We start from the raw sequence: 25,586 nt of genomic DNA on the forward strand, positions 1-25,586 counted from the left end.
TCTTACTCCGCCCAATGTACCGTCATGCCGCTGAGCACAGCGGCGATCGGTGCCTCTTCGGGAGGCATTGTCATCGCTCGTTCCAATGCGGTGCGTTTCGCGTCACCGTAGATAATCAGATGCTTGGACAGCGCCCCGTCCAATACAGGTGCCGTCAGCGTAATACGCGGCTCGGGCTGAACATCTGTTCGCGCCACGGCCAGCATCGGCGCGTGGCTGTCCAACGCTGCGCCCAAATCGGCCATACCCGGAAACAGCGAGGCGGTGTGCATATCCTCGCCCATGCCCAAAACCAGGACCGAGAGCGGCAGCACAGGTGCGATCAGCGTTTCAATCTCGGCCAGAGCGTCCTCGGGGTTCCGCCCCGGCACAAATAGCGGCACATACTCGGCCACCGACGCACGGCTGGTCAGCAGACGCTCACGGATGAGACGTTCGTTCGAGCGTTCATCATCGGCTGGAACACAGCGTTCATCAGTGGGCAGAACCCGAACACGATCCCACTCCAGATCAGCCGCGCAAAGCCCGTCAAAAATCGGTCCGGGCGTAGTGCCGCCCGGCACGGCAAAGGACACCAGATCGTGATGCAGCAAAGCGGCCTCAAGATCACCGGCCAAGTCATTGGCCACATCAATTGCCAGCATATCGCGGTCGGCATATTCCTGTATTTTCATGGCTTGATCCCTTGCCAGTGGCGACCGTCGCGTTTCATCAGCAGCTCGGCGTCGCCCGGACCGGTGCTTCCGCTTTCATAAGGTTTGGGCACATCGCCCCGTGCCTGCCATCCGGCAATGACAGGATCGGTCCAGGCCCATGCGGCCTCTACCTCGTCACCGCGCATGAACAACGTTTGGTTGCCCCGGATCACATCCATCACCAGCCTTTCATAGGCATCAGGCGGGTCCTGGTTTTCCGGGCCCAACGCCTCGGCAAAGCTCATGTCCAGCGGCACGTCGACCAAACGCATCCCGCCTTGGCCTGGTTCTTTTATCGTCACTTTCAGCGTGATGCCTTCATTCGGTTGCAGACGGATCGACAGTGCATTCGCGTGCCGTCCTGCTTCTTCCCCGAATATCGAGTGTGGCGCGTCCTTGAACTGTACATTGATGACCGACGATCGCGCCACCAACCGTTTGCCTGTACGCAGGTAAAAAGGTGTACCTGCCCACCGCCAGTTGCTGACATGGGCGCGCAGCGCGACATAGCTTTCGGTGGTCGAGCGCGGATTGCCCACAACGTCACGATAACCCAGCCCCTCGGGCCCTGCCGAAAACTGGCCGCGCACGATGTGATGCGGCTCGACCGGATCCAACGCGCGGATCACTTTCAGTTTTTCATCCCGTACCGCGTTAGGATCGAACTTGGCCGGCGGCTCCATTGCGATCAGGCACAAAAGTTGCATCAGGTGGTTCTGCACCATATCCCGCATGGCGCCTGCCCGCTCGTAATATTCCTCGCGCCCGGCGATGCCGACGGTTTCAGCCACGGTGATCTGAATATGATCCACATATTGGCTGTTCCACAACGGCTCGAACATCATGTTCCCAAACCGCACCGCCATCAGGTTCTGAACGGTTTCCTTACCCAGATAGTGATCGATGCGATAGATTTGACCTTCGGAAAAATGTGCCGCCAGCGTGGCATTGAGATCGCGTGCGCTTTCCAGGTCATGGCCGAATGGTTTTTCAACAACAACACGGGTTTGTGCATTGGCCAGGCCATTCTCATTGATCCGCTCGGCCAGAGGCCCGAACAGCCGAGGACCGACTGAGAAATAGAACGCCCGTACGCGGTCCTGATGCAACTTGTCCGCCAACGCGGCCCAACCATCCTCAGAAAGCGCGTCCAACCGGACATAATCCACGCGGTTCAGAAACCCGTTCAGCTTTTCCGCGTCCTTCGACCGGTTTGGCGCGTGTTGGCGCAACGAATCAGAGACCAGCGCCTGGAATGCCGCACGATCCAAATCACTACGTGCAGCAGCTATGATCTGGGTGTCTTTGGGCCACTGGCCTGCACAATAGCGACGAAACAGTGCCGGCAGGATCTTGCGTTGTGCCAGATCGCCGGTTCCACCGAAAATGACCAGATCAAAAGGGTCTACAGGTATGACGCGAGAAACCATGGGTTTTCCTTACCTTGCCGTTCGAGCCATGTCCAATGTTAGCGCCACCATATTTTCTTTTTTTGCTTCCATCAAAACTCTGTCAGTTCTGACTTCAGCACCTTTTCCGATAGTCCAGATCGAACTAGATCAACTACTAATTTGCAAAGAACCGGATGCGGAATGAAAGACAACGTCCCTCACATCGCCAATATCGGTAAGTTTCAGAACAAATTGGTGGCAGCAGATGGTCAGACCCGTGCTTCGGTCTCGTTGAAACAGCCTGAAACGTTGTGGTTCAACACTGGAACCTTGTGCAATATCGAATGTTCGAATTGCTATATCGCCAGCAGCCCGACCAATGATGCGCTGGTGTATATCACTGCAGACGAAGTCCGGGCCTACCTGGATCAGATCGATGCCCGGAATTGGCCGATCCGCGAAATCGGTTTCACCGGCGGCGAACCTTTCATGAACCCCGAAATGATTGGCATGGCCCGTGCGGCGCTGGAACGCGACTATGATGTGCTGATTTTGACTAACGCCATGCTGCCAATGATGCGCCGCAAGATGCGTGAAGGGTTGCTGGAGCTCGAACGCAGTCATCCCGGCGCACTGACGCTACGTGTTTCCGTAGATCATTATAAGCCCGAATTACATGATAAAGAGCGCGGCACAGGCAGTTTCGAGAGAACTCTGACCGGCATGAAATGGTTGCGCGACAATGGGTTCAGAATGACGGTGGCTGGGCGAACTGTCTGGGGGGACACCAATGCCGAAAACCGAAAGGGCTATGCGGAATTCTTCGCAGAACATGGTTTTGACATCGACGCCCGGAATCCTGCTCAAACAGTCCTGTTTCCGGAGATGGACGAAACGGTTGATGTCCCTGAAATTACAACCGCTTGCTGGGACATACTGAACAAATCCCCAAGCGAGGTCATGTGCGCCAACTCGCGCATGGTGGTCAAACGCAATGGCGCTGCAAGCCCTGTCGTTCTGGCTTGCACCCTACTGCCTTACGCGGCTGAATTCGAAATGGGTACAACATTGGCGGAAGCCGAGGCAGACGTGCACCTGAACCACCCGCATTGTGCCAAGTTTTGCGTTCTTGGCGGGGCAAGCTGTTCAAGTTGAACCTTCAGTTCAATTCCGGAGATTTCCAGTATTTCGTGCCAGACGCCCCAGCCGAAACCCGCCAGCCCTTCTTACCCAACACAAAGAATGACCGACCATCGGTGAACCGAACGGTTTCATTGCTGCTGTCATCGCCGTACATAGCCCCGGATTCCGCTGTGGCGTCATACCCATAGGTTATGAACTTTTCCAGCACCTCCGGTGTTTCGAACAGAATTACGAACTTGGTTTCAAACCCGCCTATACCTATGGCCGCTCCGACCCCGCCTGTACCCATATTCATGTAGGTGTGGTGGTCCGTTTCTTTTGACACTGCAACACCGCGCCCATAACCCGCCGAAACAGGAAATACAGTTATTTTACGAGAATCGAACACCGCGTAACCCGCGCTGACGTCGTAAAGAGACCGCGCCTCGGGGTTTTCAGCCAATAGCTGCGTCAATACATCATCTGCCATAAGGTCGAGCTTGGCGCGTGTTTCTTCAGGTGTAGCTTCGTTGGACACAAGGTTTGCCGTTGAATTGATGGTTTCATCGACCGCGTTTGCGCCCTTGTCTATGGTGTTGCCAACGCTCTCCGCTCCACGCCCGATCGCATTTGCCGTATTCTCGGCGCCTTTCTTGATCTTTCCCAGAACGCCGTCAGCAGCAGCCCCTCCGCACGCCAGACAAGCGGCGGTAATGAAAAACAGAACTCTTGTCATATTGTGGCTCCGAATGCGACCGGCGACTCGGTCGATACCTTACCCGATGCGTCCAAAATATAAACGCAATCCGACAGCTACTGATCCGAAACCCTATTCCAGCGTCAATTGATCCGAAACTCACCAACCATGTTGCGCCATTCTCCGGGCGCGATCATCTTGCGGTGCGTGAACCGGACGGAATGCAACGGGCCTTCGATCTCTCGCTGCCAGAAGTCGATGAAATCGAACAGCTTTGGATGATCGGGCGCCAGGTCGTATTCCTGCCAGATGAACGTATTCAGAACGTGAATATAATCGGGCATGCGATAGAAAAACTCTGCCGTCGTCAGCCCGTACCCCTTGAGCATTAATTCCGTTTCGCTTTGCTCCATGCAGACCTCCAAATTTATTGCAAGGTCTCTTTAGGGTAACACGAAAACCTCCTAACCCTTAGTTAACAATATGTTACTCTGGTGTTACGGGGTTTTTCGCATGCAAAATCGTTGCTTGCTTGCACCTTATGTGCCGGGTCTGATAAGATGCATCCACAAGATATAGACCCTGCATAAAGAACGGGCAGTTTACGTGAGCGATACGCCAGAAATTCCTGAAAACATGGATGAAACCCCGCCCGAGCGCCCCACCTATGACGGCCCGACGGTTTCCATCGAATCCGAAATGCGGACGTCCTATCTGGACTATGCGATGTCGGTCATCGTTTCCCGCGCGATCCCTGATCTACGGGACGGGCTGAAGCCTGTGCACCGCCGTATCCTTTACGCGATGCATGAAACAGGGAATACGCACGACAAGTCTTACCGCAAATCGGCCCGTCCGGTGGGCGACGTGATGGGTAAATACCACCCACACGGAGACAGCGCGATCTATGACGCGTTGGTGCGGATGGCTCAGGATTTCTCAATGTCGTTGCCGTTGCTGGATGGGCAGGGCAACTTTGGCTCGATGGACGGCGATAACCCCGCGGCTATGCGTTACACCGAAGTGCGGATGGACAAACCCGCCGCCTCCCTTCTGGCAGATATCGAAAAAGACACGGTCGATTTTCAGGACAACTATGACGGCAAAGATAAAGAGCCGACCGTTCTGCCCGCCCGTTTCCCCAACATGTTGGTTAATGGTGCCGGCGGTATTGCCGTGGGTATGGCGACCAACATTCCTCCTCATAACCTGGGTGAAGTGGTTGATGCCACGCTAGCCCTGATCGACGACCCGGATCTGACGTCCGAACAATTGATCGAATATGTCCCCGGCCCCGATTTTCCGACAGGCGGCGTCATGCTGGGCCGGTCGGGTGCGCGCAAGGCGTACCTTGAGGGACGCGGCAGCGTGATAATCCGCTCCAAGACCCGCGTCGAGGAGATCCGTAAAGACCGGTACGCAATTGTTGTCGATGAGATCCCTTATCAGGTGAACAAGGCCTCGATGATCGAAAAGATCGCCGAAGCCGTGCGCGAGAAACGCATCGAAGGTGTCAGCCACGTTCAGGATGAATCCGACCGCAACGGCGTGCGTGTGGTGGTTGAACTGAAACGAGATGCGACGCCCGAGGTGGTGCTGAATCAACTGTTCCGCTTCTCGCCGATGCAAACATCGTTTGGCTGCAACATGTTGGCCTTGAACGGTGGTCGCCCCGAGCAGCTTACACTACGGCGGTTCCTCACCAGTTTTATCGACTTCCGGGAAGACGTCGTAGCGCGTCGGACGGCCTATGATTTGCGCAAAGCGCGCGAGCGTAGCCACATACTTTGCGGGCTGGCCGTAGCCGTCTCGAACGTGGATGAGGTCGTGGCGACCATTCGGTCTTCGGCTGACGCGGCACAGGCGCGTGAGAAATTGATGACCCGTCGTTGGCCCGCAGCTGAGATCGAGGGTTACCTGCGCCTGATCGACGATCCGCTGTCCAAAATGAACGATGATGGCACCTACAACCTGACCGAAGTTCAGGCTCGGGCAATTTTGGACCTGCGCCTGCAGCGCCTGACACAGCTGGGCGTCAAAGAGGTCACAGACGAGCTGGAACAGTTGGCTGCCAAGATCCAGGAATACCTGGATATTCTGTCCTCTCGCGAACGGATCATGTCGATCATTGGCGATGAGCTGCGCAGCGTCCGCGAGCAGTTCGCCGTACCACGTCGTACCGAAATCGTCGACTGGTCCGGCGATATGGAAGATGAAGACCTGATCGAGCGTGAAGACATGGTCGTGACAGTGACCTCGGGTGGCTACATCAAGCGGACTCCGCTGGTCGACTTCCGCGCGCAGAAACGTGGTGGCAAAGGGCTGTCGGGGATGCAGACCAAGGAAGAGGATGTTGTTACCAACCTCTTCGTCGCCAACACGCACACGCAGCTTCTGTTCTTCACCACGGATGGAATGGTGTACAAGTTGAAGACCTGGCGGCTGCCGCAGTCTGGACGAACCGGCAAAGGAAAGGCCATCGTCAATATCCTGCCGATCCCGACCGGCGTTTCCATTGCAGCGATCATGCCGGTTGATGTGCCGGATGAGGAATGGGAAAACCTGCAAATCATTTTCGCCACCAGTGCGGGCGATGTGCGCCGTAACCGTTTGTCTGACTTCACCAATGTCCGCCGCAACGGCAAGATCGCCATGAAGCTGCCCGAGGGTGTAGAACTGGTTAATGCCCGCATCTGCTCGGAAGACGAGGACGTGATGTTGGTCACCAACTCGGGCCGTGCCATCCGCTTCCGCACGACGGATGTGCGAGTCTTTAACTCGCGAGAATCCACGGGCGTCCGTGGAATACGGCTGTCCAACGGCGACCGGGTTGTGTCGATGTCGGTGATCCGACACTTCGAAGCCGGCCCGGATGAACGGGCCGCATATCTGAAGATGCGTCGTCTGATGGCGGGCGTCACCGAGGAAACGGACAACGATGAGGACGAAGGCAACGCGGACAGCGTTCTGCCTCAGGAACGTTACGCCGAAATGTCAGCCGTCGAGAACCTGATTCTGACGATTACCGCAGGTGGCGCAGGTAAGCTAAGCTCCAGCCACGACTATCCTGTCCGCGGACGGGGCGGCATGGGCGTCGCGGCGATGGACAAGGCGATGCGCGGCGGCGAACTGGTGGCTTCTTTCCCGGTTGAGATTGACGATCAGATCATGCTGGCAACGTCCAAGGGTCAGTCAATCCGGGTGCCTGTCGACGGAATTTCCTTCCGATCGCGCTCGGCTGGCGGCGTGAAAGTGTTCAACACTGGCAAGGGTGAAGAGGTCGTCAGTGTCGCCTGGATTGCGGATCAGGGCGATGAAGAGGCCGAAGAATAACCTCGCCCTTCGACATTGCCAGAAACCGGTTATGACAAAGCGCTCGCTCTGCGGGCGCTTTGTTGTTTGGGATCAATTTATTGACAGGCAACCGGGTGATCCTTGTCCGGGCGCACTCTGGATCCTAGATTTAACCCATGCAGTCTTTTGCAGATATCCGACCGGCCTACAGCCGTGCCGAACGCATCAGCGACGCCATTGTCCACGTTTTAGGTGTTTCTTCAGCACTGATTGCGGTTCCGACACTGGTGGTTTTGACGATCTTTTACCGATCAGAACCAGCTGCCGTGCTGGGCGCCTCTGTTTATGGCGTCACACTTGTTTTCATGCTGACGTTTTCGGCGCTTTACAACATGATCGAAAGCGACAAATGGTCGGAGCTTCTCCGCCGCCTCGATCATTCCGGGATTTATGTTAAAATTGCAGGCACTTACACACCGTTCGTTCTGTTGTCTGGTGTTCCGTCGACTGGGCTTCTCATAGGTTTGTGGTCCTCTGCCACATTGGGAACAGCCATGAAGATGCTGCATCCTCACCGCTTCCGGTGGCTCGGGCTTGCGCTGTACGTTGTGATGGGATGGGCCGCCGTCTGGGCGGGCCATGAGATGCTGGCCGATCTGCCCCAAACCGTTCTGGTTTTGATGCTGACCGGCGGCGTTGTCTATACCGCGGGCATCGCGTTTTATCTTCTCGACTGGATACCCTATCACAACACGATCTGGCATGTGTTCGTACTGACCGGGAGCGTGCTATTTTTCGCTGCGGTCGCCGTTCGCATCGAAAGGATACCTGTTGTATTTCTTTGATACCAACCAAGCTGCGCGCATCCAGGTGTGAAGCCAACCGCATTCACACCCAAATCAGACACTCGTTGGGGTGATCACGCAGAGAACAGCAACAGGTCAGACAAGCACCTCTTCCCGGCGCAACATCGTACGGACATCAAAGCCCGTACAACCCGCCGAACTTTTCTTCGAGGTAGGCCAACAACGGTTCCGGTCCCGGTTCTACACCGCTTGCGCGCTGAATGATCTCGCGCGGTTCATAAAGCCCGCCGTACTGCTGTACGTTTTCGCGCAACCAGCCGGTTGCGCCCGAAGTGTCGCCTTCGGTCAACTGGCTGTCCAATCCAGGCACTGCGCCCCGCAGCGCTTGATAGAGGCACCCGGCATAGACATTACCCAACGCGTAAGTCGGGAAATATCCGAACAGACCAACCGACCAGTGCACATCCTGCAGGCACCCGTTTGATGGCTTGTTTACTGCATAACCGAAATCAGCAGCAAATCGGTCGTTCCAGGCAGCTTCCAGATCGCCCACCTGCAGATCACCGCTCATCAAGGCGCGCTCCAGATCGAACCGCAGCATGACGTGCAGGTTGTATTGCACCTCGTCCGCCTCGGTACGAATATACCCGTTATGTACGCGATTAACGGTGCCATAAAAGGCATCGGCATCCGCAATACCGAAGTCGCCGAATGCCTCCGTCATTTGACCATAAAGCCAGCCTGTGAAAGCACGAGAACGACCCAGCTGGTTTTCATAGATCCGGCTTTGGCTTTCGTGCACGCCCATCGATACGCCTTGACCCAGCGGCGTCAGCGCGTAGCTGCTGTTGATCCCTTGTTCATATGCGGCGTGGCCGACCTCGTGAATCGTCGAGTAGAAACAGTTGAATGGGTCGGTTTCGCTGGTTCGGGTAGTAATTCGCACGTCTGAGCCGCTGCCCGAACTGAACGGATGCACCGCTTTGTCCACTCGGCCCCGGTTCAGGTCATAACCGAACGTAGTGGCCAATTTCTGCGACAGACACATCTGAGCCAGCTCATCAAAACAACCCGAAAGCGCGGCTGGTTCTGGTTTGTCCAGAACGGCTGCACGCAGGGCAACAAGCCGCGGACGCATCTGGTCAAAAATGGTGGCAATCTGATCACCAGTGGTGTTGGGCTCGTAATCCTCGACCAAGGCATCATAGATATTGCCGCCCTGAGCCAGCGCAGAACCTTCCTCGCGCCTGAGCGAGACGACTTCATCCAGAACAGGCAGAAAGGCCGCGACGTCCTCGTCCGCGCGGGCCTGCGCCCACAAGCCTTGTGCCGCTGACGTAACCCGTGCAATTGCCGTTGCCAGATCCGCCGGCACCTTGACTGCACGATCATAGGCACGACGGATTTCCCGCAATTGCGCCTGATCGGATTCGCTGTCTGCGTCCGCTTTCTCTAGCCAGTCCGCGACGCGCGGATCCGAACGGCGGGCGTGGAGCACGGCCTCGATCGCGGCCATCTCCTCGGCGCGTTGGGGTGCTGCACCACGCGGCATCACAGTTTCCTGGTCCCAACCCAAACGTCCGGCGATCTGTCCAAGGGCCGAGGTTTCACGCTGATAGGCCATCAGGTCGTTGAAAGCTGTCATAAAGTCATGCTCCGCGCAGAGAAGTTGCTATGGGATAGGCCGTCAAAAAACGAGCGCGCAGGATCAGGGTCCAGACGACGACGGCCAGGAATTGATGGAAAATGGCGATCTGCCAGGGTGCGCCGTAGACGACGGTCAATACACCGACCACCACCTGCAGAGCCAGAACCGCAAACATGGCGTTGAAGGCAAAACGCGTCTGCGGATGAGCGCTGGTACTGCCGCGACGCCAGACCACAATACCGAAAGCAAACAGCAAATAGCCTGCGCAACGGTGAATGAACTGAACAAGGCCCGGACTTTCGAAGAAATTCCGCCACATCGGCTCTAGCATCGTTGCGTCCGGCGGCAGCAGTTGTCCGCCGATCAACGGCCAGTCTGTAAAGGATCGCCCGGCATCGATCCCGGCCACCATCGCGCCGATCAGGATTTGCAGGAACGCAAAATGCATCAGTCCTGTGGACAGTGAGAACAACCGCGCCTCTTTCGCACGCCGCGCCTGCATCAGGTCGCGCTCCTCGCGCCCCAGCATGAAAATATACCACGCCAGAAACCCGAGGATCACGAAAGCCAGACCCAGATGTATCGCAAGGCGATAGCTGGCGACGGCGGTCATGCCCTCGCCCTGTGTCACGCCTGAGGCAACCATCCACCAGCCAACGGCCCCCTGCACGCCGCCCAGAACACCGGGGATCAGCAAACGTCCAGTCCACCCGGCTGGGATCTTACGTGCGGCGAGAAAGCCAAAGAACCCAAGCGCCCAGACCAGCCCGATCGCGCGGCCCAACTGACGGTGACCCCATTCCCACCAATAGATCGATTTGAAGTCCGCCAACTCCATCCACTGGTTCTGGATGCGCCACTGGTCGATCTGTTTGTACTTATCGAACTCGGCCTGCCAATCCGCTTCAGTCATCGGTGGCACGGCTCCGGTGATCGGACGCCATTCAGTGATGGACAGACCACTATCAGTCAGGCGCGTCAGCCCGCCGACCGCGATCATCACGACCACCAAAGCGAACAGGATCATCAGCCAGATGCGAATGGCCAGACGTGCGCCACCGCGCCCCCTGTCGATCATTCCCGGCTGAACCGCCTGTTGTTTTTCCGTGTCTGAGACGTCTTCGAAGATGCTGCGCTTACCGCTCATGCCGTCCTCTTCCTGCCTTGGATTTCGTCGCAAGCTAGGGCCATGGGGGACCGAGGTCCAGCCTCAGCCCTTTTCCTTCCAGCGGACCATCTGCCGCATGATCCCGTGCAGCATCTGTACATCCGCCCGCGTCATCCGAATTCGAGACCACAAATTGCGCAGGTTCACCTTCATCCCTTCCGCCTTTTCAGGCGGATAGAAGAACCCGGCCTCTTCCAACCGCCCCTCATAGTGCTCGACCAGCTTCTCTACCTCTATGCCGGTTGCCCAGTCGCCCTTGCCCAGATCGGTAGCTTCATGCGCCACATCGCCGGTCTGGCGCATCCATTCATAGGCGGTCAGCAACACGCACTGTCCCAGATTCAATGAGGCATATTCCGGGTTCACAGGGACCGAAATGATCGCATTCGCCTTTGCGATATCCTCGTTCTCAAGCCCGGCGCGCTCCGGACCAAACAGAACAGCCACTTTTTCACCCGCCGCGACCTTCTCAGCAGCGATCTGCATCGCCCGTTCAGGGCTAAAAACCGGTTTGGTCAACCCGCGCTGCCGCGCTGTGGTCGCGAAGACAAAGGTCCTGTCCCCCAGCGCACCTGCCAGATCATCGAACAGTTGCGCCTCGTCCAGCAATCGCCCGGCCCCGCTCGACATCGCCACTGCCTTCGGGTTCGGCCAACCGTCCCTCGGTGCCACGATCCGCATCCGGTCCAGACCGAAATTCCACATCGCCCGCGCAGCGGCGCCGATGTTCTCGCCCATTTGGGGGCGGACAAGCACAAAGGATGGCTGGGATGAATCTCTGGGCATCACTTACTCCGAAAAGTTCCGCCTGCTCTAATCCCCACATCCGCGCAGAGCAAGGCACCCCAGCCTCTTCTGATCCCAAATACCCACGCACGAGGCATAAAAGTTTGCTTCCCCGGCGCAATCCGCTAAACCGCGCCAAAGACTGAAAGCGAAGGACGCGCCCATGGACACCCCCGAGCAGCCGCAGATTTACCTGATCACGCCTCCGACCATCGAGCTGAGTAGTTTTCCTAACAGGCTCGCCAGTGTTCTCGACAGGGCCGAGATCGCCTGCATTCGTCTGGCGCTGGCCGGTAGTGACGAAGATGCAATTGCTCGCGCCGCAGATGCCTGCCGTGAAGTGGCCCACGCACGCGACGTCGCGCTAGTGATCTCAAATCATGTCTTGTTGGCTCAGCGGTTGGGCCTCGACGGAGTACATCTGGATGATGCCGCCCGATCGGTGCGCGCAGCACGTAAAGAGCTGGGCGCCGACGCCATCGTTGGCAGCTTTTGTGGCGCGTCCAGCCACGACGGCATGACCGCAGGCGAAGCCGGAGTAGACTATGTGGCCTTTGGCCCCGTCGGCGGCGCGGCTCTGGGTGACGGCACACGCGCAGAAAAAGACCTGTTTCAGTGGTGGTCCGAGATGATCGAAGTTCCGGTCGTGGCCGAAGGCGGCCTGACACCGGACCTGATCCGTGACTTGTCACCCAATACCGATTTCTTCGGCATTGGTGATGAGATCTGGTCCAAAGACGATCCTGCGGCCGAATTGAGCACACTGATCGCGGCAATGAGCTGAGTGTGACCGTTTGCGGTACCATTCCGACTTGCAGGGAAACGGGTACTGCGGCATGACATCAGCATGAGTCAGAACAGCGAAATCCTGTGTATCGGGTCCGTCCTATGGGATGTGATAGGCCGATCCGCCAGCGCCATGCGGCAAGGTTCGGATGTACCCGGGCGCATCACTCGACTGCCGGGCGGCGTGGCCATGAATATTGCAATGACACTCGTCCGGTTTGGCATGACGCCGACCCTTCTGACGGCCATTGGCCGAGATCCTGAAGGCGACGAACTGATCCATGCTTGTTCACGGCTTGGCATGGTGACCGACCATGTCTACCGCTCGCAAGACCTTCCGACTGACCGTTATATGGCCGTCGAAGGCGCCAATGGGCTGATTGCTGCCATCGCTGATGCTCATTCGCTCGAAGCGGCAGGGCCCAAAATCCTGCACCCGCTGATGCACGGCCCTCTGGGTTATGAGAATACGCCCTTTGAAGGGCCAATCGCTCTCGACGGCAACCTGACACAGGACTTGCTCGAAGAGATCGCCCAAAGCCCGGCCTTCGCTCGCGCCGATCTGCGCGTAGCACCTGCCTCACCCGGCAAGGCCGAGCGCCTGTTGCCTTTCCTCAAGCACGCCCGCGCGACACTTTATGTAAACCTCGAAGAAGCAGGGCTACTGTGCCAGCGAGAGTTTACCGACTCCCGAAGCGCCGCCAAAGGCCTGCTGGACAGGGGCGCATTGCGAGTGCTGGTGACTGACGGAGGCAGCTCGGCAACCGTCGGCTCGGCCTCGGGCGTTCTGACCCAGAAACCCCCGTCCGTTCTGGTTACTCGGGTGACAGGCGCGGGCGACACTTTCATGGCGGCCCATATCGCCTCAGAAGCGGGCGGCGCAGATAACGAAGCGGCCCTGACCCGCGCCTTGCACGCCGCTGCAACATATGTTTCCGGAGAAACCCCACTGTGAACAACATCCAATTCTCTGCAGAGGTCCGCGCTGCCAAAGACGCCGGCCATCCTATCGTCGCGCTGGAAAGCACCATCATAACCCACGGCATGCCCTACCCTCAGAACATTGAGGTCGCAGCTCAGGTAGAACAAGACATCCGCGATGCCGGCGCAACACCGGCCACCATCGCGGTGATCGAGGGCACGCTCCATATCGGGCTCGAACCAGAGCAGCTGCAAGGTTTGGGCACAGCACAGGGCGTGGCCAAAATCTCACGCGCCGACATGGCGGCCTGCATTGCCACCGGAGGTACCGGTGCCACCACCGTGGCAGCGACCATGATCGCTGCGCATTACGCCGGGATCGAAGTCTTCGCGACTGGCGGCATCGGTGGCGTCCATCAGGGGGCCGAAACCACTTTTGACATCTCCGCCGACCTGCACGAATTGGCGCAAACACCGGTGACAGTCGTTGCCGCTGGCGCCAAGGCCATCCTGGATCTGGCAAAAACTTTGGAAGTGCTCGAAACGCTGGGCGTTCCGGTCATCGCCCACGGTCAGGACGAATTCCCGGCCTTCTGGTCGGCCAAGTCCCCCTATGCCGCGCCCTTGCGGATGGACAGCACGCAGCAGATCGCCCTGGCACATGCCACGCGCCGCGCGCTTGGCCTGCCCGGCGGGCAGTTGGTCGCGAACCCTATCCCAATCGCCGACCAAATCCCGGCCGAAGAACTGGCACCCATTATCGCCTCTGCTCAGTCCGATGCCGAAACGCACCGGATCACCGGCAAAGGCGTCACGCCCTACCTTTTGCAACGTATCTTTGAACAGACCGATGGGCGTTCACTTATCGCCAATATCGCATTAGTCCGTAACAATGCGCGGCTTGCGGCAGGAATCGCCAAGGCGCTCAGCGACAGCAAAGCCTGATTAACCTATTGTACCAAGGCCCCGGACTGCTTAACTAAATCCGCAAACCGCTCAGGACCGCAATGAATACGCCCTTTGACGAAGAACCTCATCGCCGACCCGGCCTTTTCGCAGGGTTCCGTGCGTCATTTCTGACGGGTATCGTCGTCATTGCGCCAGTGTGGCTGACCGTCTGGCTGATCTGGTCAGTCGTCGGCTGGATCGACAGCGCAGTCTTGCCACTGATCCCGCAACGTTTCCAGCCCTCGGAATATGTCGGTATCAACCTGCGCGGCGTTGGCGTGGTGATCTTCCTGATCTTCACTGTAATCGTCGGCTGGATTGCCAAGGGTATTCTTGGACGGTCATTGATCCATTTCGCAGAAAGCCTTGTGGACCGAATGCCAGTTGTTCGGTCCGTCTATTCCGGCATCAAACAGATATCGGAAACTGTTTTTGCCCAAACCGAGCGTTCCTTCGAAAAGGCCTGCCTGATCCAGTATCCGCGCCGGGGTATCTGGGCCATCGGCTTTGTCTCGACCACCGCCCGAGGTGAAGTCAGCGAACGTGCGGAAACCGCAGGCGCGTTGATGAGCGTGTTTGTTCCCACCACGCCGAACCCGACCTCGGGGTTTCTACTTTTCTTTCCGGAAGAGGATGTCATCCTGCTGGATATGTCGATCGAAGACGCGGCGAAGCTGGTGATTTCCGCAGGTCTCGTTTACCCCAACGAAAAAGACCCGACACAGCCGCCCGAGTAATCAACCAAACATCGCGGGCAGATCGACAGTGCTGCGCTCACCCAGATCGGATTTGTGGTCGCGCAGAAACTGGTGCGCTGCTGCCTGTCCGGCCTGTTTCAGCCTGTGCAGCACAATCGGATTGGGCACCGTCTTGGTTGCAGCAGACAAGTCGTTCATCAGCTCGTCATCGGCGATCATGTGTACCAGAACGCGGTTCATCTCACCTGCTTTCAGCTTTCCTTCCGCCAGCAGACGCTGCACAAAGTTTATCGCCCGCAACTCTCTGAACAGAGACGAGTTAAAGCTGATCTCGTTGATCCGGTTCTGGATTTGCTGCGGCGTCTTCGGCACTTCGTCCCGCTCCAGCGGGTTGATGTTAACGATCACCACGTCATCCGGCAGCTCACCATCGAACAAAGGGTACAGTGCGGGATTGCCGGTATAACCACCATCCCAATAGGCTTCGGTCCGTCCCGATTTTGGATCATAAATTTCGACCGCCTGAAACAGGTTCGGCAAACAGGCCGAGGCCAAGATGGCATCTGTCGAAATCTCACGCCCGGTGAACACTCTGATCTTGCCGCTGCGTACACAAGTGGCGCAGACAAACAAGCCAGGTCCATCGTCTGCGCATATCTCATCGAAGTTGAACCGTTCAACAACGCTTTCCAGCGGATTACTGTAGAACGGCCCATACGCATAAGGCGACACCAGCCGCGACCACGCATCCGCCACCGAAAACGGAGCCGCGTATTCCAGCGCCTGCGCAATATGCGCCGGTTCCACCCCGCGCATCCAATGGGCGATCCGCATGTCGCCCACCGCACCCATGCGTTTCCACAATCCGTCCAGACAATCCCGTGCGCCCTGACGCCCTGCATGCACCATCCCGGACTTGAACGCAGCACCATTCAACGCCCCGGCCGAGGTTCCGGTAATCGCCGCAACCTCGATATCTTCTTCGTCAAGAATCCGATCCAGAACGCCCCAGGTAAAGGCGCCATGTGCGCCACCACCCTGCAAAGCCAGATTGATGCGTTTCAAACCGCGCTCCTTCTTCTGTTCAATGGTCTAGCGCAGAACCCTCATGCGTCACAGCGCAGTCCAGCCCCCATCAACCGAGATCGTCGTCCCCGTGATCTGCGCTGCTGCGTCCGAGCACAGGAAGATCGCCGTGCCGCCCAACTGCTCCACAGTGGCAAACTCCTTAGACGGTTGCCGTTCAAGCAGGATGTTCTTGACCACGTCCTCTCGGCTCATGTTGTACTCTCTCATCGTATCGGGAATCTGCGACTCGACCAACGGCGTCAGTACGTATCCCGGACAGATCGCGTTGCACGTAATCGGTTCCTGCGCGGTTTCCAGCGCCACGGTCTTCGTCATCCCGACAACACCATGTTTAGCTGCCACGTAAGCTGCTTTGAAAGGAGACGCGGTCAATCCGTGCGCGGACGCGATATTCACAACCCGTCCCCAGCCTGCCTTGCGCATCATCGGCAGCGCCGCAGCGGTCGTATGAAAAACCGAATTCATATTGATGGCGATGATTGCGTCCCATTTCTCAACAGGAAATTGGTCAATCGGCGAAACGTGCTGGATACCCGCATTGTTAACCAGAATATCGCAGGCCCCGGCTTGTTCGATCAGGGCCCGGCATTCCTCGCCTTTTGACATGTCGGCCTTGATGTATCGCGCCTTGGTTCCTGTCTCTTTTGCAATCCCGGCCGCCAAAGCATGGTCTTCATCCCGATCCGTAAACGAGTTCAGGACCACATCCGCCCCGGCCTTGGCCAGCTCACGCGCCACCCCCAGCCCGATCCCCGAATTCGATCCCGTAATGATGGCAGTTTTTCCAGACAGGCTCATGACCGCTCTCCCTCTGAGTCCATTTCGCGGACACAGTGCCATGCTGCACCTGCAAAGAAAACGGGGAATGATCCGGGGCAAGAAACCGTGCAATTGCTGCACAAAAAAACGCCCGCACGAAGCGGGCGTTAAGTTATTGAGGCAGGTTTCATACAGGCAAGAAACCTATCGAGCAGTAGAACCTTTATAAGCAATTCCACGCCGCCATCCAAGCTAAAAGTTTGATAACAAGAAAAATCATCGCTACGGTGAATCCCAAACAAAATAAGGCCAGAGCAGGATTGTTTCCAAAATGATCGCCAATTATCTCCGCCCCGTTCGTCCAGTGATCGCGGGAATCGCCACCATTTTCACGGCCTCTCTGGTATCGGCAGAATCGGCGCACGGCATAGCTATGTATGGTGACCCTGCCCTACCACCGGATTTTGTGTCGCTACCCTACGCAAATCCAGATGCGCCCACGGGTGGTAAGGTCGTTTTCGGAAACACCGGCGGCTATAACAGTTTGAACCCGTTTGTGCAAAAAGGCACGTCACCCTGGCAATTGAGGTTTTGGACCCATGAAAGTCTGATGGGTCGATCCTGGGACGAACCTTTCACACTTTACGGGTTGTTAGCCGAATCAGTTGAGACTGCTCCGGACCGGTCCTGGGTCGAATTCACGCTGCGCGAAAATGCCCGATTCTCGGACGGCGCCCCCGTGACCGTCGAGGATGTAGTCTGGTCCTATGAGAAGTTGGGCACCGAAGGGCACCTGCGCTATCGCGGTTTGTGGGGCAAGATCGATAGCATCGAACAGACCGGCCCGCGCAGCGTACGCATCACCTTCAACGAACCCGATCGCGAGCTGGCCCTGATCGCAGGTATGCGCCCGATCCTGCAAAAAGCACAGTGGGAGGGGAAAGACTTCGCCAACGCAAGCTTGCATGACATCCCGGTTGGAACTGGCCCTTATGTAATCGACGATTACGAGGCCGGACGGTATGTAAACCTGCGCCGCAACCCGGATTACTGGGGCGCGGATACACCATTCCGCAAAGGCACCATGAACCTTGATGAAATGCGGATTGAGTTCTACGGCGACGGCACAGTTCTGTTCGAAGCCTTCAAAGCCGGTGAGCTGTCGGCAGTTCGAGAATTCAACGCTGACAAATGGGACACTCAATACGGCTTTCCTGCCGCACAGCGCGGCGATGTGATCAAGACGGAAATACCGCACGGCAAGCCTTCGGGCATGACTGGCTTTGTGATGAATACACGCAAAGCACCATTTGACGATTGGCGCGTGCGCGAAGCGCTGATGCTGGCGTTCAACTTCGAATTCATCAACGACACGATCACCGGCGGTGCACAGCCGCGGATCACTTCGTATTTCTCAGGCTCTGATCTGGCGATGCAACCGGGTGAGGCAACCGGGAAGGTTAAGGAGCTACTCTTGCCCTACGCCGACAGCCTGCCGCCTGGTACAATTGAAGGGTATGCCCTGCCTCAGGGCGACGGCTCGGCCCGCAACCGGGCCAATATTCGTGCGGCCAGTAAATTGTTGTCCGAAGCAGGCTGGATCATTCAGGACGGTGTCCTGCGAAACGAAAACGGCGACCCGTTCACCATCACCGTACTGCTGCAGCAAGGCGACAGCGACAATCAGACCGCAATAGACATTTTCACCGGCGCGTTGGAGCGTCTGGGTATTCAGGTCACAACCGAACAGGTGGACAGCGCACAATTCACCGAGCGCACGTCAAAGCTGGACTTTGACATGACAATCTTCCGCCGCGCACTGTCCCTTTCCCCTGGTAACGAACAGCGCCTGTATTGGGGTAGCGAAAATGCTGATACTCCGGGCACTCGCAACCTGATGGGTGTGGCATCGCCCGCCGTCGACGGGCTGATCACCGCTATGCTGTCCTCTGAAAGTCACGAGGATTTTGTGGCCGCGACCCGAGCGCTTGATCGCGTATTGACCGCTGGACGCTATGTCATTCCGATCTGGAGCTTTGATGTCGGGCGCATTGCGCACGCCAAGGAGCTGAAATTCCCCGAAACCTTGCCGATTTATGGCGACGGACCGGAATACATGCCGCAGGTCTGGTGGTATCAGGATTGACCTGAGCAATCTATTTCCATATTTCATGAATTATGGAAATAACGATTCATGAAAAACTTGGCGCCTTGGCGCATCCCAAACGGCTGGACCTGTTCCAGCTGTTGATGCGCCGCTACCCGGATTCAGTGCCCGCCGGTGAGATCGCCGACGCACTGGCGCTGAAGCCAAATACGACATCAACCTACCTCAATGCTCTAAAATCGGCTGATCTGATCGTTCAGTCGCGTACGGGAACGTTTCTGCACTATTCAGCAAATCTTCCCGCCGTTCGCGACCTGTTTGGAGAGCTGCTGGGGAATTGCTGTCAGAACCGTCCCGATTTGTGTCTGCAAACCTCCGGAGATCCAATCATGACCAGCCCAGACCGCACGCTTAATGCGCTGTTCATCTGCACCGGCAATTCGGCCCGTTCGATCATGGCCGAGAGCATACTGAACGCCGAAGGCAACGGAAAGTTCCGCGCCTTTTCCGCGGGAACCGCCCCGTCAGGCCAGCCCAATTCCGATGTATTGAAGCTGCTGCGCCAAAAAGGTCATGAGACCGCCGACCTGAGATCAAAAATCGTGGATGAGTTCGCGGCAGAGGACGCCCCGGTGATGGATTTCGTCTTTACCGTCTGCGACCACGCCGCCAACGAGGCCTGCCCAACCTGGCCTGGCCAACCCATAAGCGCCCATTGGGGTCTTGCCGACCCGGTCAAAGCTGAAGGCACAGCGGCGCAAAAACATCTGGCCTTTCAGCAGGCCTATGGGCTTTTGCGCAACCGGATCACTGCCTTTGTCAGCCTGCCATTCGAAACGCTCGATCGTATATCATTACAACACAAGGTAGATGACATTGGCCGAATGGCCAAATAACCACAGCCAATCCAAGGACGCATCACTATGAACATACTGGTTCTGTGCACCGGCAATTCCGCCCGGTCGATCTTGCTGGAGTCGATCTTCAACCACACCGGCAAGGGGCGCGTACACGCCTATTCCGCAGGTTCGAATCCGGCCGGTAAAGTGCACCCCCAATCGCTGGCCCTGCTGGAAAGCAAGGGGCATGACTTATCGAGTGCCCGCTCTAAAAGCTGGGATGAATTCGCGGCTGAAGATGCGCCCAGAATGGACGTGGTGATCACCGTGTGCGGATCAGCCGCCGAGGAAACCTGCCCTGTCTGGCCGGGCGCCCCCGTGCGCGCCCATTGGGGTGTTGAAGATCCTGCGGCGGCCTCGGAATCCGATTGGGACGACGCCTTTTGCACGGCTTATGCCATTTTAGGCCGCCGCGCCGCCGCCCTGCTGGATCTGCCTGTCGAGACTATGGACAGCGACGATCTGACCACACAACTCAAACGTATCGGAGACCTTCAATGAACGCCCGCCAGTATTTTGCCGAGTTTCTGGGCACCGCTTTTCTGCTGATCGGTGTCGTCGGGTCCGGGATAATGGCGCAGACATTATCAGGTGGGAACATCGCGCTTGCCCTGCTGGCCAATGCAATTGCCACAGGCTGCATGCTCTATGCCATCATCACCACTCTGGGTCCTGTTTCGGGCGCGCATTTCAACCCCGCCGTCACACTGGCCTTTGCCTTGCGCGGCGAACACCCTTGGCGCGCGGTTGCCCCATACATGGTTATGCAGATCGCCGGCGGGATCGTGGGCGTTTGGGCTAGCCACTATATGTTCGACCTGCCGATTCTACAGACATCGGAAACCTTGCACCGCACCGGATCGCACCAGTGGTTTTCCGAGATCATCGCCACGCTGGGACTGCTGTTCGTGATCTTCGGCGGAATTCGGCACAAACCGGACACGGTACCAGCCCTAGTGGGCCTCTATATCACAGGGGCATACTGGTATACATCCTCCACAAGTTTTGCCAATCCGGCAGTGACCATCGCTAGAGGGTTTACGGATACGTTCGCAGGCATATACCCTGCGCACATTCCGATGTTCATCGTGATGCAGATTATTGCTGTGTTTATCGGGCACATAGTTCTGAACTGGTTGTTCAGGCCCGAGACGTAACGGACCGGCCGCCACTCACTTAACAGCAGGTCCGTCCACCCGTTGCGGTATCGCCGCAGCGGGTTTTTTTGTGCGCCTATTACGTAACGTCAGGATGCGACATTTTGTCATGTCCGCAGAGTCGCCAACTCCTACGTACCCTGTTTGGGGGGAGAGCAGTCCTGAAACTGGAACATAGGAAGGCTCGCAGATGTTGAACTGGGCTGATCTGACGCAAGATTGGGGCGCGTCATACGCGCGCGCAAAACGGAGGTTCCCAAACCTGCGCGACAAGGATATGGCGCGCGTGCGGGATGACCGCAAACAGTTTGAAGCCTATCTTGCCGAACGCCACCATCTGACCGTGAACGAAGCGCGCGAAGAGCTTGAAGATTTTCTTTTTACCGAGTCACTAAACCGCGAAGCCAATCGGCTTTAGGTAAGTGACGTGACCCAAAGGATCGTCGCGTCCTCGTCGCTTACGGAAATGACGTTGTGGCCCATACTGCCATCGTAATAAGCGCTGTCACCACGGCGCATTTCCACTGGTTCATAGAATTCCGTGTACAACCGCACGATTCCAGTCAGAACATACAGGAACTCTTCGCCATCATGGCGAACCCAACCGTCAAACTCGTCCATTGATCGAGCCCGGACGCGGGCGCGATAAGGTAGCATCTGCTTTTTCGTCAGCGTATCGGCCAACAATTCATGTTCATATGTCGTAGTGGCATGGGCTGTCCCGGCACCCATTCTCGTCACTGCCATGCGACCGATCACCTGATCGCGCTGCGGTGCTGTAAATAGCTGAGGCACCGAGATTTCCAGCCCGATCGCCAGCTTCTTGAGCGCTTCATAGGTGGGCGACATTTGCCCGTTTTCAATTTTACTGAGGGTCGACCGCGCCAAACCGGCCTGACTTGCCGCCTGTTCCAACGTCCAGTTGCGTGCCTTGCGCAGCTCGCGTACCCGCGCGCCGAGATCCAAGGGTTCGACATGGGTATCGACGCCGTTGTCGCGGGCGATGCGGATCAGGGATTTCGGGTCGCTCGAAGTCATGTGCAACTCTATAGGGCCAGCGTGGCGCGCTTGCAACGCGTCAGCTGCCACGATAGCCAGTCGGCATGCTGTCAGTTTTCGATCAAGGCCCACCACCGCCCTGCCCTGCGCCGTTCAACATGGCGGCACATGTCCTGCGTCATGCAGCAAACCTTCCGACAAAGACTGCCCTTTCTATCCTGAGCCCGCACGGCACCCAAGATTGGAGCTTTGCCGCGTTGCAATCTGCAATTCTAGGCACGGGCACAGGATTGCTGCGGGCCGGCCTGCGCCCCGGCGACATTGTGTTGATGCGGCTGGGCAATTCAGTGGAATTTCCGATCGCTTATCTGGGGGCAATTTCAGTCGGGATTGTCCCGGTGCCGACTTCGGCGCAATTGACCGAACCGGAAACGGCCCGGATGATCTCGGACCTGTCACCCGCGGCAATACTACATGATCCGTCCATCGCCTGTGCACCACACCCGATGAAAATCGGGTTGGATCAGCTGATCTCAATGCGCGATCTGCCGCCAGCCGAGTTTGCAATCGGCGATCCGAACCGGTTGGCTTACGTAGTCTATACTTCCGGTACATCAGGCAGCCCGCGAGCCGTGGCCCATGCCCACCGGGCGATTTGGGCCCGACAGATGATGGTAGATGGCTGGTATGGCTTGCGCGAAAGTGATCGGCTGTGTCACGCGGGTGCGTTTAACTGGACTTACACACTGGGCACCGGGTTGATGGATCCCTGGACCATCGGTGCAACCGCTCTGATCCCAGAACCGGGCACGGACCTAGCCGACCTTCCGGCACTGTTGCACCAACACAAGGCCTCGATCTTTGCCGCTGCTCCGGGTGTCTTTCGCAAAGTCCTGCAACAACCACAGCTGCCCGCCCTGCCTGATCTCCGTCATGGTCTTTGCGCTGGGGAAAAGCTGTCCCGCCCTCTCCATGAGCATTGGACTCAGGCGACAGGAACCGAACTTTATGAAGCCTATGGCATGTCTGAATGTTCGACCTTCATTTCGTCCAGCCCGGCCCATCCGGCACGAGGAGAGTCGCTGGGGCAGCCTCAGCCCGGTCGCCGCGTGGCAATCTTGAGCCCTGATGGCCCTGTGCCCCAAGGCCAGGAAGGCACAATTGCTGTCCACCGCGACGATCCCGGGATGATGCTGACCTATCTCAACGCCCCGGACGAGGCGCAGTCGCGGATGCAGGGTAACTGGTTTTTGACCGGGGATCAGGGAGCAATGGCCGTCGATGGGCAGATCACCTATCTGGGTCGGGCCGACGACATGATGAACGCAGGCGGATACCGGGTTTCTCCGGTCGAAGTCGAGGCCGTGCTGTCCCGTCACCCCGGCATTGCACAAGTCGGCGCCGCCGCTGTCGAGGTCAAACCCGACACCTATGTGATTGCGGCCTTTTACACCGGCCCGGAAAAACTGGACGAAAGCACCTTACGGTCCTATGTGTCCGACAATCTGGCGCGCTACAAACAACCGCGCGCTTTTGTTCACCTGCCCGCCCTGCCCACCGGTGGCAATGGCAAACTCCTGCGCCGCGCCCTGCCGGCCTATTTCAAGGCGACGTCCGAATGACCCAGACCGTGAAACTCGACATTATGTCCGACCCGATCTGCCCGTGGTGCTATATCGGCAAGACGCATCTGGACAAGGCGTTGGCGGATGTGCCGAACCACCCGTTCGTGATCGAATGGCACCCCTTTCAGCTGAACCCCGACATGCCGGATGCCGGTATGGACCGGCGGGAATATCTTGAAAGCAAATTCGGGGGTAAAGACGGAGCGGTACGCGCCTATACCCCGGTGGTCGAACATGCCGAGAATGCAGGGCTCAAGATTGATTTCGAAGGTATGAAGCGCACTCCGAATACGCTTGATGCACATCGCCTGATTCACTGGGCCGGAATCGAGGGAAAGCAGAACGATGTCGTGGATGCCCTGTTCAATGCCTATTTCGTCGAAGCCCGCGACATTGGCCAGCACGAGGTTCTGGCCGACATCGCCGACAGCGTGGGGATGGATGCAGCTGTGGTACAGAAACTGTTGAAATCAGACGCAGATCGCGAAGACATACGCAACCGCGACAGCCATTCACGCCAAATGGGTATCAGTTCAGTCCCGACTTACATCGTTGCCAACCAGCACGCCGTGCCCGGTGCGCAACCGCCTGAGCTTTGGGCTAAAGTGATCGCCGAAATCATGTCTCAGATTGAGGCTTCCCCTGCAGAATAGCACATATCCCTGTGCATTTTCCCACCTAGCTCAACCTGTCTGGTCGTGATAGCGCCAGTGGGAAGGAGTCTCACATGGCCAATCGCATGTCTCGGGGTGAGTTTGTCGCCCTGATCGCGATGATGTTCGCGACTATCGCATTTTCGATCGATTCCATGCTACCTGCGCTGCCCGAAATTGGCGCGCAGCTAAGCCCGAACGACTTGAATAAGGCACAACTGATCCTGACTTCATTTGTTCTGGGTATGGGAATCGGCACGTTTTTCACAGGACCCATCTCAGATGCAATCGGGCGCAAGCCAGTAATCTATGGCGGGGTTGCACTGTACATTCTGGCCTCGGCGGTCGCATGGGCCAGTTCCTCGCTCGAGCTGGTTTTGGCGGCGCGTGTCGTTCAGGGTCTGGGTGCCGCGGGTCCGCGTGTTGTCGCGATGGCCATTATTCGGGATCTCTACTCTGGTCGGGAAATGGCGCGCATTGTTTCGATTGCCATGATGATCTTCACGCTGGTTCCCGCCATCGCGCCAATGCTGGGCGCGGGTGTGATCGCACTGTTTGGCTGGCGCGGCATCTTTATCTCGTTCATTTTGTTTGCACTCATCGTTGTCCTTTGGATGACCGCACGCCTGCCCGAGTCTCTGGCACCAGAAAACCGCCGTCCGTTTCGCCTGCCTTTGATGGTCGCCGCCGTGCAGGAAATGATTGCCCACCCCACCGTACGGCTGTCCATTCTGGTTCAGACACTGTGTATGGGGATGTTGTTTACCATGCTGACCATGGTGCAACCGGTATATGACGTGGTGCATGACCGCGCCGAAAGCTTCCCATTCTGGTTCGGCTTTGTGGCGCTGATGTCTGGCTCTGCCAGCTTGCTGAACGCAGCGGTTGTTGTCCGGGTAGGCATGCGCCGCATTGTGACCTGGGCGCTGGGCGGTCAAATCCTGATCACGTCGGCTGTCATCGTGCTGAGTATGGCTGACCTTACACCCGAGGGTTCTTTTGCGTTGTTCGTCTTTTGGCAAACAACCGTGTTTTTTATGGCAGGCGTCACCATGGGCAATCTGAACGCCATCGCGATGGAGCCGATGGGCCACATCGCGGGTATGGCGGCCTCGGTAATCGGATCGATATCCACGGTTCTGGCAGCCGCCATTGCCGCTCCGGTGGGCCTTCTGTTTGACGGATCCATAGCTCCGCTGACAGCAGGTATTCTGACTATGTGCATCGTCGCCTTCGGCCTCATGCTGCATATGGGTCGGATCGAAAACAGACTACTCGCCTGATCTGTCCAGCCTTGTCGAAACGCGCTAACCTACCCTCAATTCGAGGGGAGGATTT

25 protein-coding genes are annotated in these 25,586 nt (G+C 57.4%); 15 read left to right on the forward strand and 10 right to left on the reverse strand.

All coding sequences use genetic code 11. From position 1 onward, the window contains the following. Positions 1–2 precede the first annotated feature (2 nt). Complete coding sequence (pgl, locus tag AC2TDA_RS12235; RefSeq protein WP_480879424.1) at positions 3–674, reverse strand: 6-phosphogluconolactonase; 672 nt, start codon at positions 672–674, stop codon at positions 3–5. Beyond that, complete coding sequence (zwf, locus tag AC2TDA_RS12240; RefSeq protein WP_480848090.1) at positions 671–2,125, reverse strand: glucose-6-phosphate dehydrogenase; 1,455 nt, start codon at positions 2,123–2,125, stop codon at positions 671–673. Before zwf ends, pgl begins: the two co-directional genes overlap by 4 nt. A gap of 162 nt (positions 2,126–2,287) precedes the next feature. Between zwf and AC2TDA_RS12245 the strand changes: the two genes are divergently transcribed. Then, positions 2,288–3,241 (forward strand): radical SAM protein, encoded by a 954-nt coding sequence (locus tag AC2TDA_RS12245; RefSeq protein WP_480879425.1) that lies wholly within the window; start codon positions 2,288–2,290, stop codon positions 3,239–3,241. Between the two features lie 4 nt (positions 3,242–3,245). On the opposite strand, the gene AC2TDA_RS12250 is transcribed toward AC2TDA_RS12245, so the two are convergent. Both AC2TDA_RS12250 and AC2TDA_RS12255 read right to left on the reverse strand, forming a co-directional pair. Next, positions 3,246–3,944 (reverse strand): lipid-binding SYLF domain-containing protein, encoded by a 699-nt coding sequence (locus AC2TDA_RS12250; RefSeq protein ID WP_480848094.1) that lies wholly within the window; start codon positions 3,942–3,944, stop codon positions 3,246–3,248. 104 nt (positions 3,945–4,048) lie between these two features. Continuing rightward, positions 4,049–4,318, reverse strand: coding sequence for an usg protein (locus tag AC2TDA_RS12255; protein ID WP_480848096.1), 270 nt, complete (start codon positions 4,316–4,318; stop codon positions 4,049–4,051). 193 nt (positions 4,319–4,511) lie between these two features. Here AC2TDA_RS12255 and gyrA point away from each other — a divergent pair, with 193 nt between their 5' ends. Further along, entirely contained in the window at positions 4,512–7,238 is a 2,727-nt protein-coding gene (gyrA, locus tag AC2TDA_RS12260) for a DNA gyrase subunit A (RefSeq protein WP_480879426.1), read from the forward strand. Between the two features lie 137 nt (positions 7,239–7,375). Continuing rightward, positions 7,376–8,044, forward strand: coding sequence for a PAQR family membrane homeostasis protein TrhA (gene trhA, locus AC2TDA_RS12265; RefSeq protein WP_480879427.1), 669 nt, complete (start codon positions 7,376–7,378; stop codon positions 8,042–8,044). 136 nt (positions 8,045–8,180) lie between these two features. Here the strand turns inward: trhA and AC2TDA_RS12270 are convergent, their stop codons facing one another. The 3 genes from AC2TDA_RS12270 to AC2TDA_RS12280 all read right to left on the reverse strand — a co-directional run bounded on the left by AC2TDA_RS12270 (position 8,181) and on the right by AC2TDA_RS12280 (position 11,607). Further along, positions 8,181–9,650: a carboxypeptidase M32 gene (locus AC2TDA_RS12270; protein WP_480879428.1), complete on the reverse strand. Its 1,470-nt coding sequence runs from the start codon at positions 9,648–9,650 to the stop codon at positions 8,181–8,183. A 4-nt stretch (positions 9,651–9,654) separates the two neighbouring features. Beyond that, on the reverse strand, positions 9,655–10,800 hold the full coding sequence (gene ctaA / locus AC2TDA_RS12275; protein WP_480879429.1) for a heme A synthase: 1,146 nt from the start codon (positions 10,798–10,800) through the stop codon (positions 9,655–9,657). Positions 10,801–10,863: 63 nt separating this feature from the next. Continuing rightward, the gene (locus tag AC2TDA_RS12280; protein ID WP_480848105.1) at positions 10,864–11,607 is read right to left on the reverse strand and encodes an RNA methyltransferase; all 744 of its coding nucleotides are present in this window, start codon (positions 11,605–11,607) and stop codon (positions 10,864–10,866) included. 163 nt (positions 11,608–11,770) lie between these two features. Between AC2TDA_RS12280 and AC2TDA_RS12285 the strand changes: the two genes are divergently transcribed. From AC2TDA_RS12285 to AC2TDA_RS12300, 4 genes are all read left to right on the forward strand, one after another. Then, positions 11,771–12,391, forward strand: a complete 621-nt coding sequence (locus tag AC2TDA_RS12285; protein ID WP_480879430.1) for a thiamine phosphate synthase — start codon at positions 11,771–11,773, stop codon at positions 12,389–12,391. 63 nt (positions 12,392–12,454) lie between these two features. Continuing rightward, positions 12,455–13,348 (forward strand): PfkB family carbohydrate kinase, encoded by an 894-nt coding sequence (locus tag AC2TDA_RS12290; RefSeq protein ID WP_480879431.1) that lies wholly within the window; start codon positions 12,455–12,457, stop codon positions 13,346–13,348. Further along, positions 13,345–14,259 carry a pseudouridine-5'-phosphate glycosidase gene (locus AC2TDA_RS12295; protein WP_480879432.1) on the forward strand — a complete coding sequence of 305 codons (915 nt, stop codon included), beginning with the start codon at positions 13,345–13,347 and terminating at the stop codon, positions 14,257–14,259. The genes AC2TDA_RS12290 and AC2TDA_RS12295 overlap by 4 nt, the downstream gene beginning before the upstream one ends. Before the next feature lie 62 nt (positions 14,260–14,321). After that, positions 14,322–14,999, forward strand: a complete 678-nt coding sequence (locus tag AC2TDA_RS12300) for a DUF502 domain-containing protein (protein ID WP_480848113.1) — start codon at positions 14,322–14,324, stop codon at positions 14,997–14,999. Here the strand turns inward: AC2TDA_RS12300 and AC2TDA_RS12305 are convergent, their stop codons facing one another. Beyond that, a complete protein-coding gene (locus AC2TDA_RS12305; protein ID WP_480848115.1) occupies positions 15,000–16,025 on the reverse strand; it encodes a patatin-like phospholipase family protein in 1,026 nt (341 codons plus the stop codon). It abuts the gene before it with no gap. 48 nt (positions 16,026–16,073) lie between these two features. Further along, the gene (locus tag AC2TDA_RS12310) at positions 16,074–16,847 is read right to left on the reverse strand and encodes a 3-hydroxybutyrate dehydrogenase (protein WP_480848117.1); all 774 of its coding nucleotides are present in this window, start codon (positions 16,845–16,847) and stop codon (positions 16,074–16,076) included. 292 nt (positions 16,848–17,139) lie between these two features. Between AC2TDA_RS12310 and AC2TDA_RS12315 the strand changes: the two genes are divergently transcribed. The 5 genes from AC2TDA_RS12315 (at position 17,140) to AC2TDA_RS12335 (ending at position 21,389) form a co-directional block, all read left to right on the forward strand. Next, positions 17,140–18,954 (forward strand): extracellular solute-binding protein, encoded by a 1,815-nt coding sequence (locus tag AC2TDA_RS12315; protein ID WP_480879433.1) that lies wholly within the window; start codon positions 17,140–17,142, stop codon positions 18,952–18,954. A 32-nt stretch (positions 18,955–18,986) separates the two neighbouring features. Then, positions 18,987–19,811, forward strand: a complete 825-nt coding sequence (locus tag AC2TDA_RS12320; protein WP_480879434.1) for an arsenate reductase/protein-tyrosine-phosphatase family protein — start codon at positions 18,987–18,989, stop codon at positions 19,809–19,811. A 27-nt stretch (positions 19,812–19,838) separates the two neighbouring features. After that, positions 19,839–20,315 carry an arsenate reductase ArsC gene (locus tag AC2TDA_RS12325; RefSeq protein WP_480879435.1) on the forward strand — a complete coding sequence of 159 codons (477 nt, stop codon included), beginning with the start codon at positions 19,839–19,841 and terminating at the stop codon, positions 20,313–20,315. Beyond that, positions 20,312–20,971: an aquaporin gene (locus AC2TDA_RS12330; protein ID WP_480848125.1), complete on the forward strand. Its 660-nt coding sequence runs from the start codon at positions 20,312–20,314 to the stop codon at positions 20,969–20,971. Before AC2TDA_RS12325 ends, AC2TDA_RS12330 begins: the two co-directional genes overlap by 4 nt. Positions 20,972–21,161: 190 nt before the next feature. Continuing rightward, entirely contained in the window at positions 21,162–21,389 is a 228-nt protein-coding gene (locus AC2TDA_RS12335; protein ID WP_480848127.1) for a hypothetical protein, read from the forward strand. Here the strand turns inward: AC2TDA_RS12335 and AC2TDA_RS12340 are convergent. After that, positions 21,386–22,009, reverse strand: a complete 624-nt coding sequence (locus AC2TDA_RS12340; protein WP_480848129.1) for a helix-turn-helix domain-containing protein — start codon at positions 22,007–22,009, stop codon at positions 21,386–21,388. The two genes, AC2TDA_RS12335 and AC2TDA_RS12340, sit on opposite strands and share 4 nt — an antisense overlap. Positions 22,010–22,074: 65 nt before the next feature. Between AC2TDA_RS12340 and AC2TDA_RS12345 the strand changes: the two genes are divergently transcribed. From AC2TDA_RS12345 to AC2TDA_RS12355, 3 genes are all read left to right on the forward strand, one after another. Beyond that, the gene (locus AC2TDA_RS12345; RefSeq protein ID WP_480879436.1) at positions 22,075–23,592 is read left to right on the forward strand and encodes a class I adenylate-forming enzyme family protein; all 1,518 of its coding nucleotides are present in this window, start codon (positions 22,075–22,077) and stop codon (positions 23,590–23,592) included. Beyond that, the gene (locus tag AC2TDA_RS12350) at positions 23,589–24,248 is read left to right on the forward strand and encodes a DsbA family oxidoreductase (protein WP_480879437.1); all 660 of its coding nucleotides are present in this window, start codon (positions 23,589–23,591) and stop codon (positions 24,246–24,248) included. Before AC2TDA_RS12345 ends, AC2TDA_RS12350 begins: the two co-directional genes overlap by 4 nt. A 74-nt stretch (positions 24,249–24,322) precedes the next feature. Further along, positions 24,323–25,531: a multidrug effflux MFS transporter gene (locus AC2TDA_RS12355; RefSeq protein WP_480848135.1), complete on the forward strand. Its 1,209-nt coding sequence runs from the start codon at positions 24,323–24,325 to the stop codon at positions 25,529–25,531. Positions 25,532–25,586 lie beyond the last annotated feature (55 nt).

The sequence above is a fragment of the Ruegeria sp. HKCCD6426 genome, assembly GCF_057221115.1.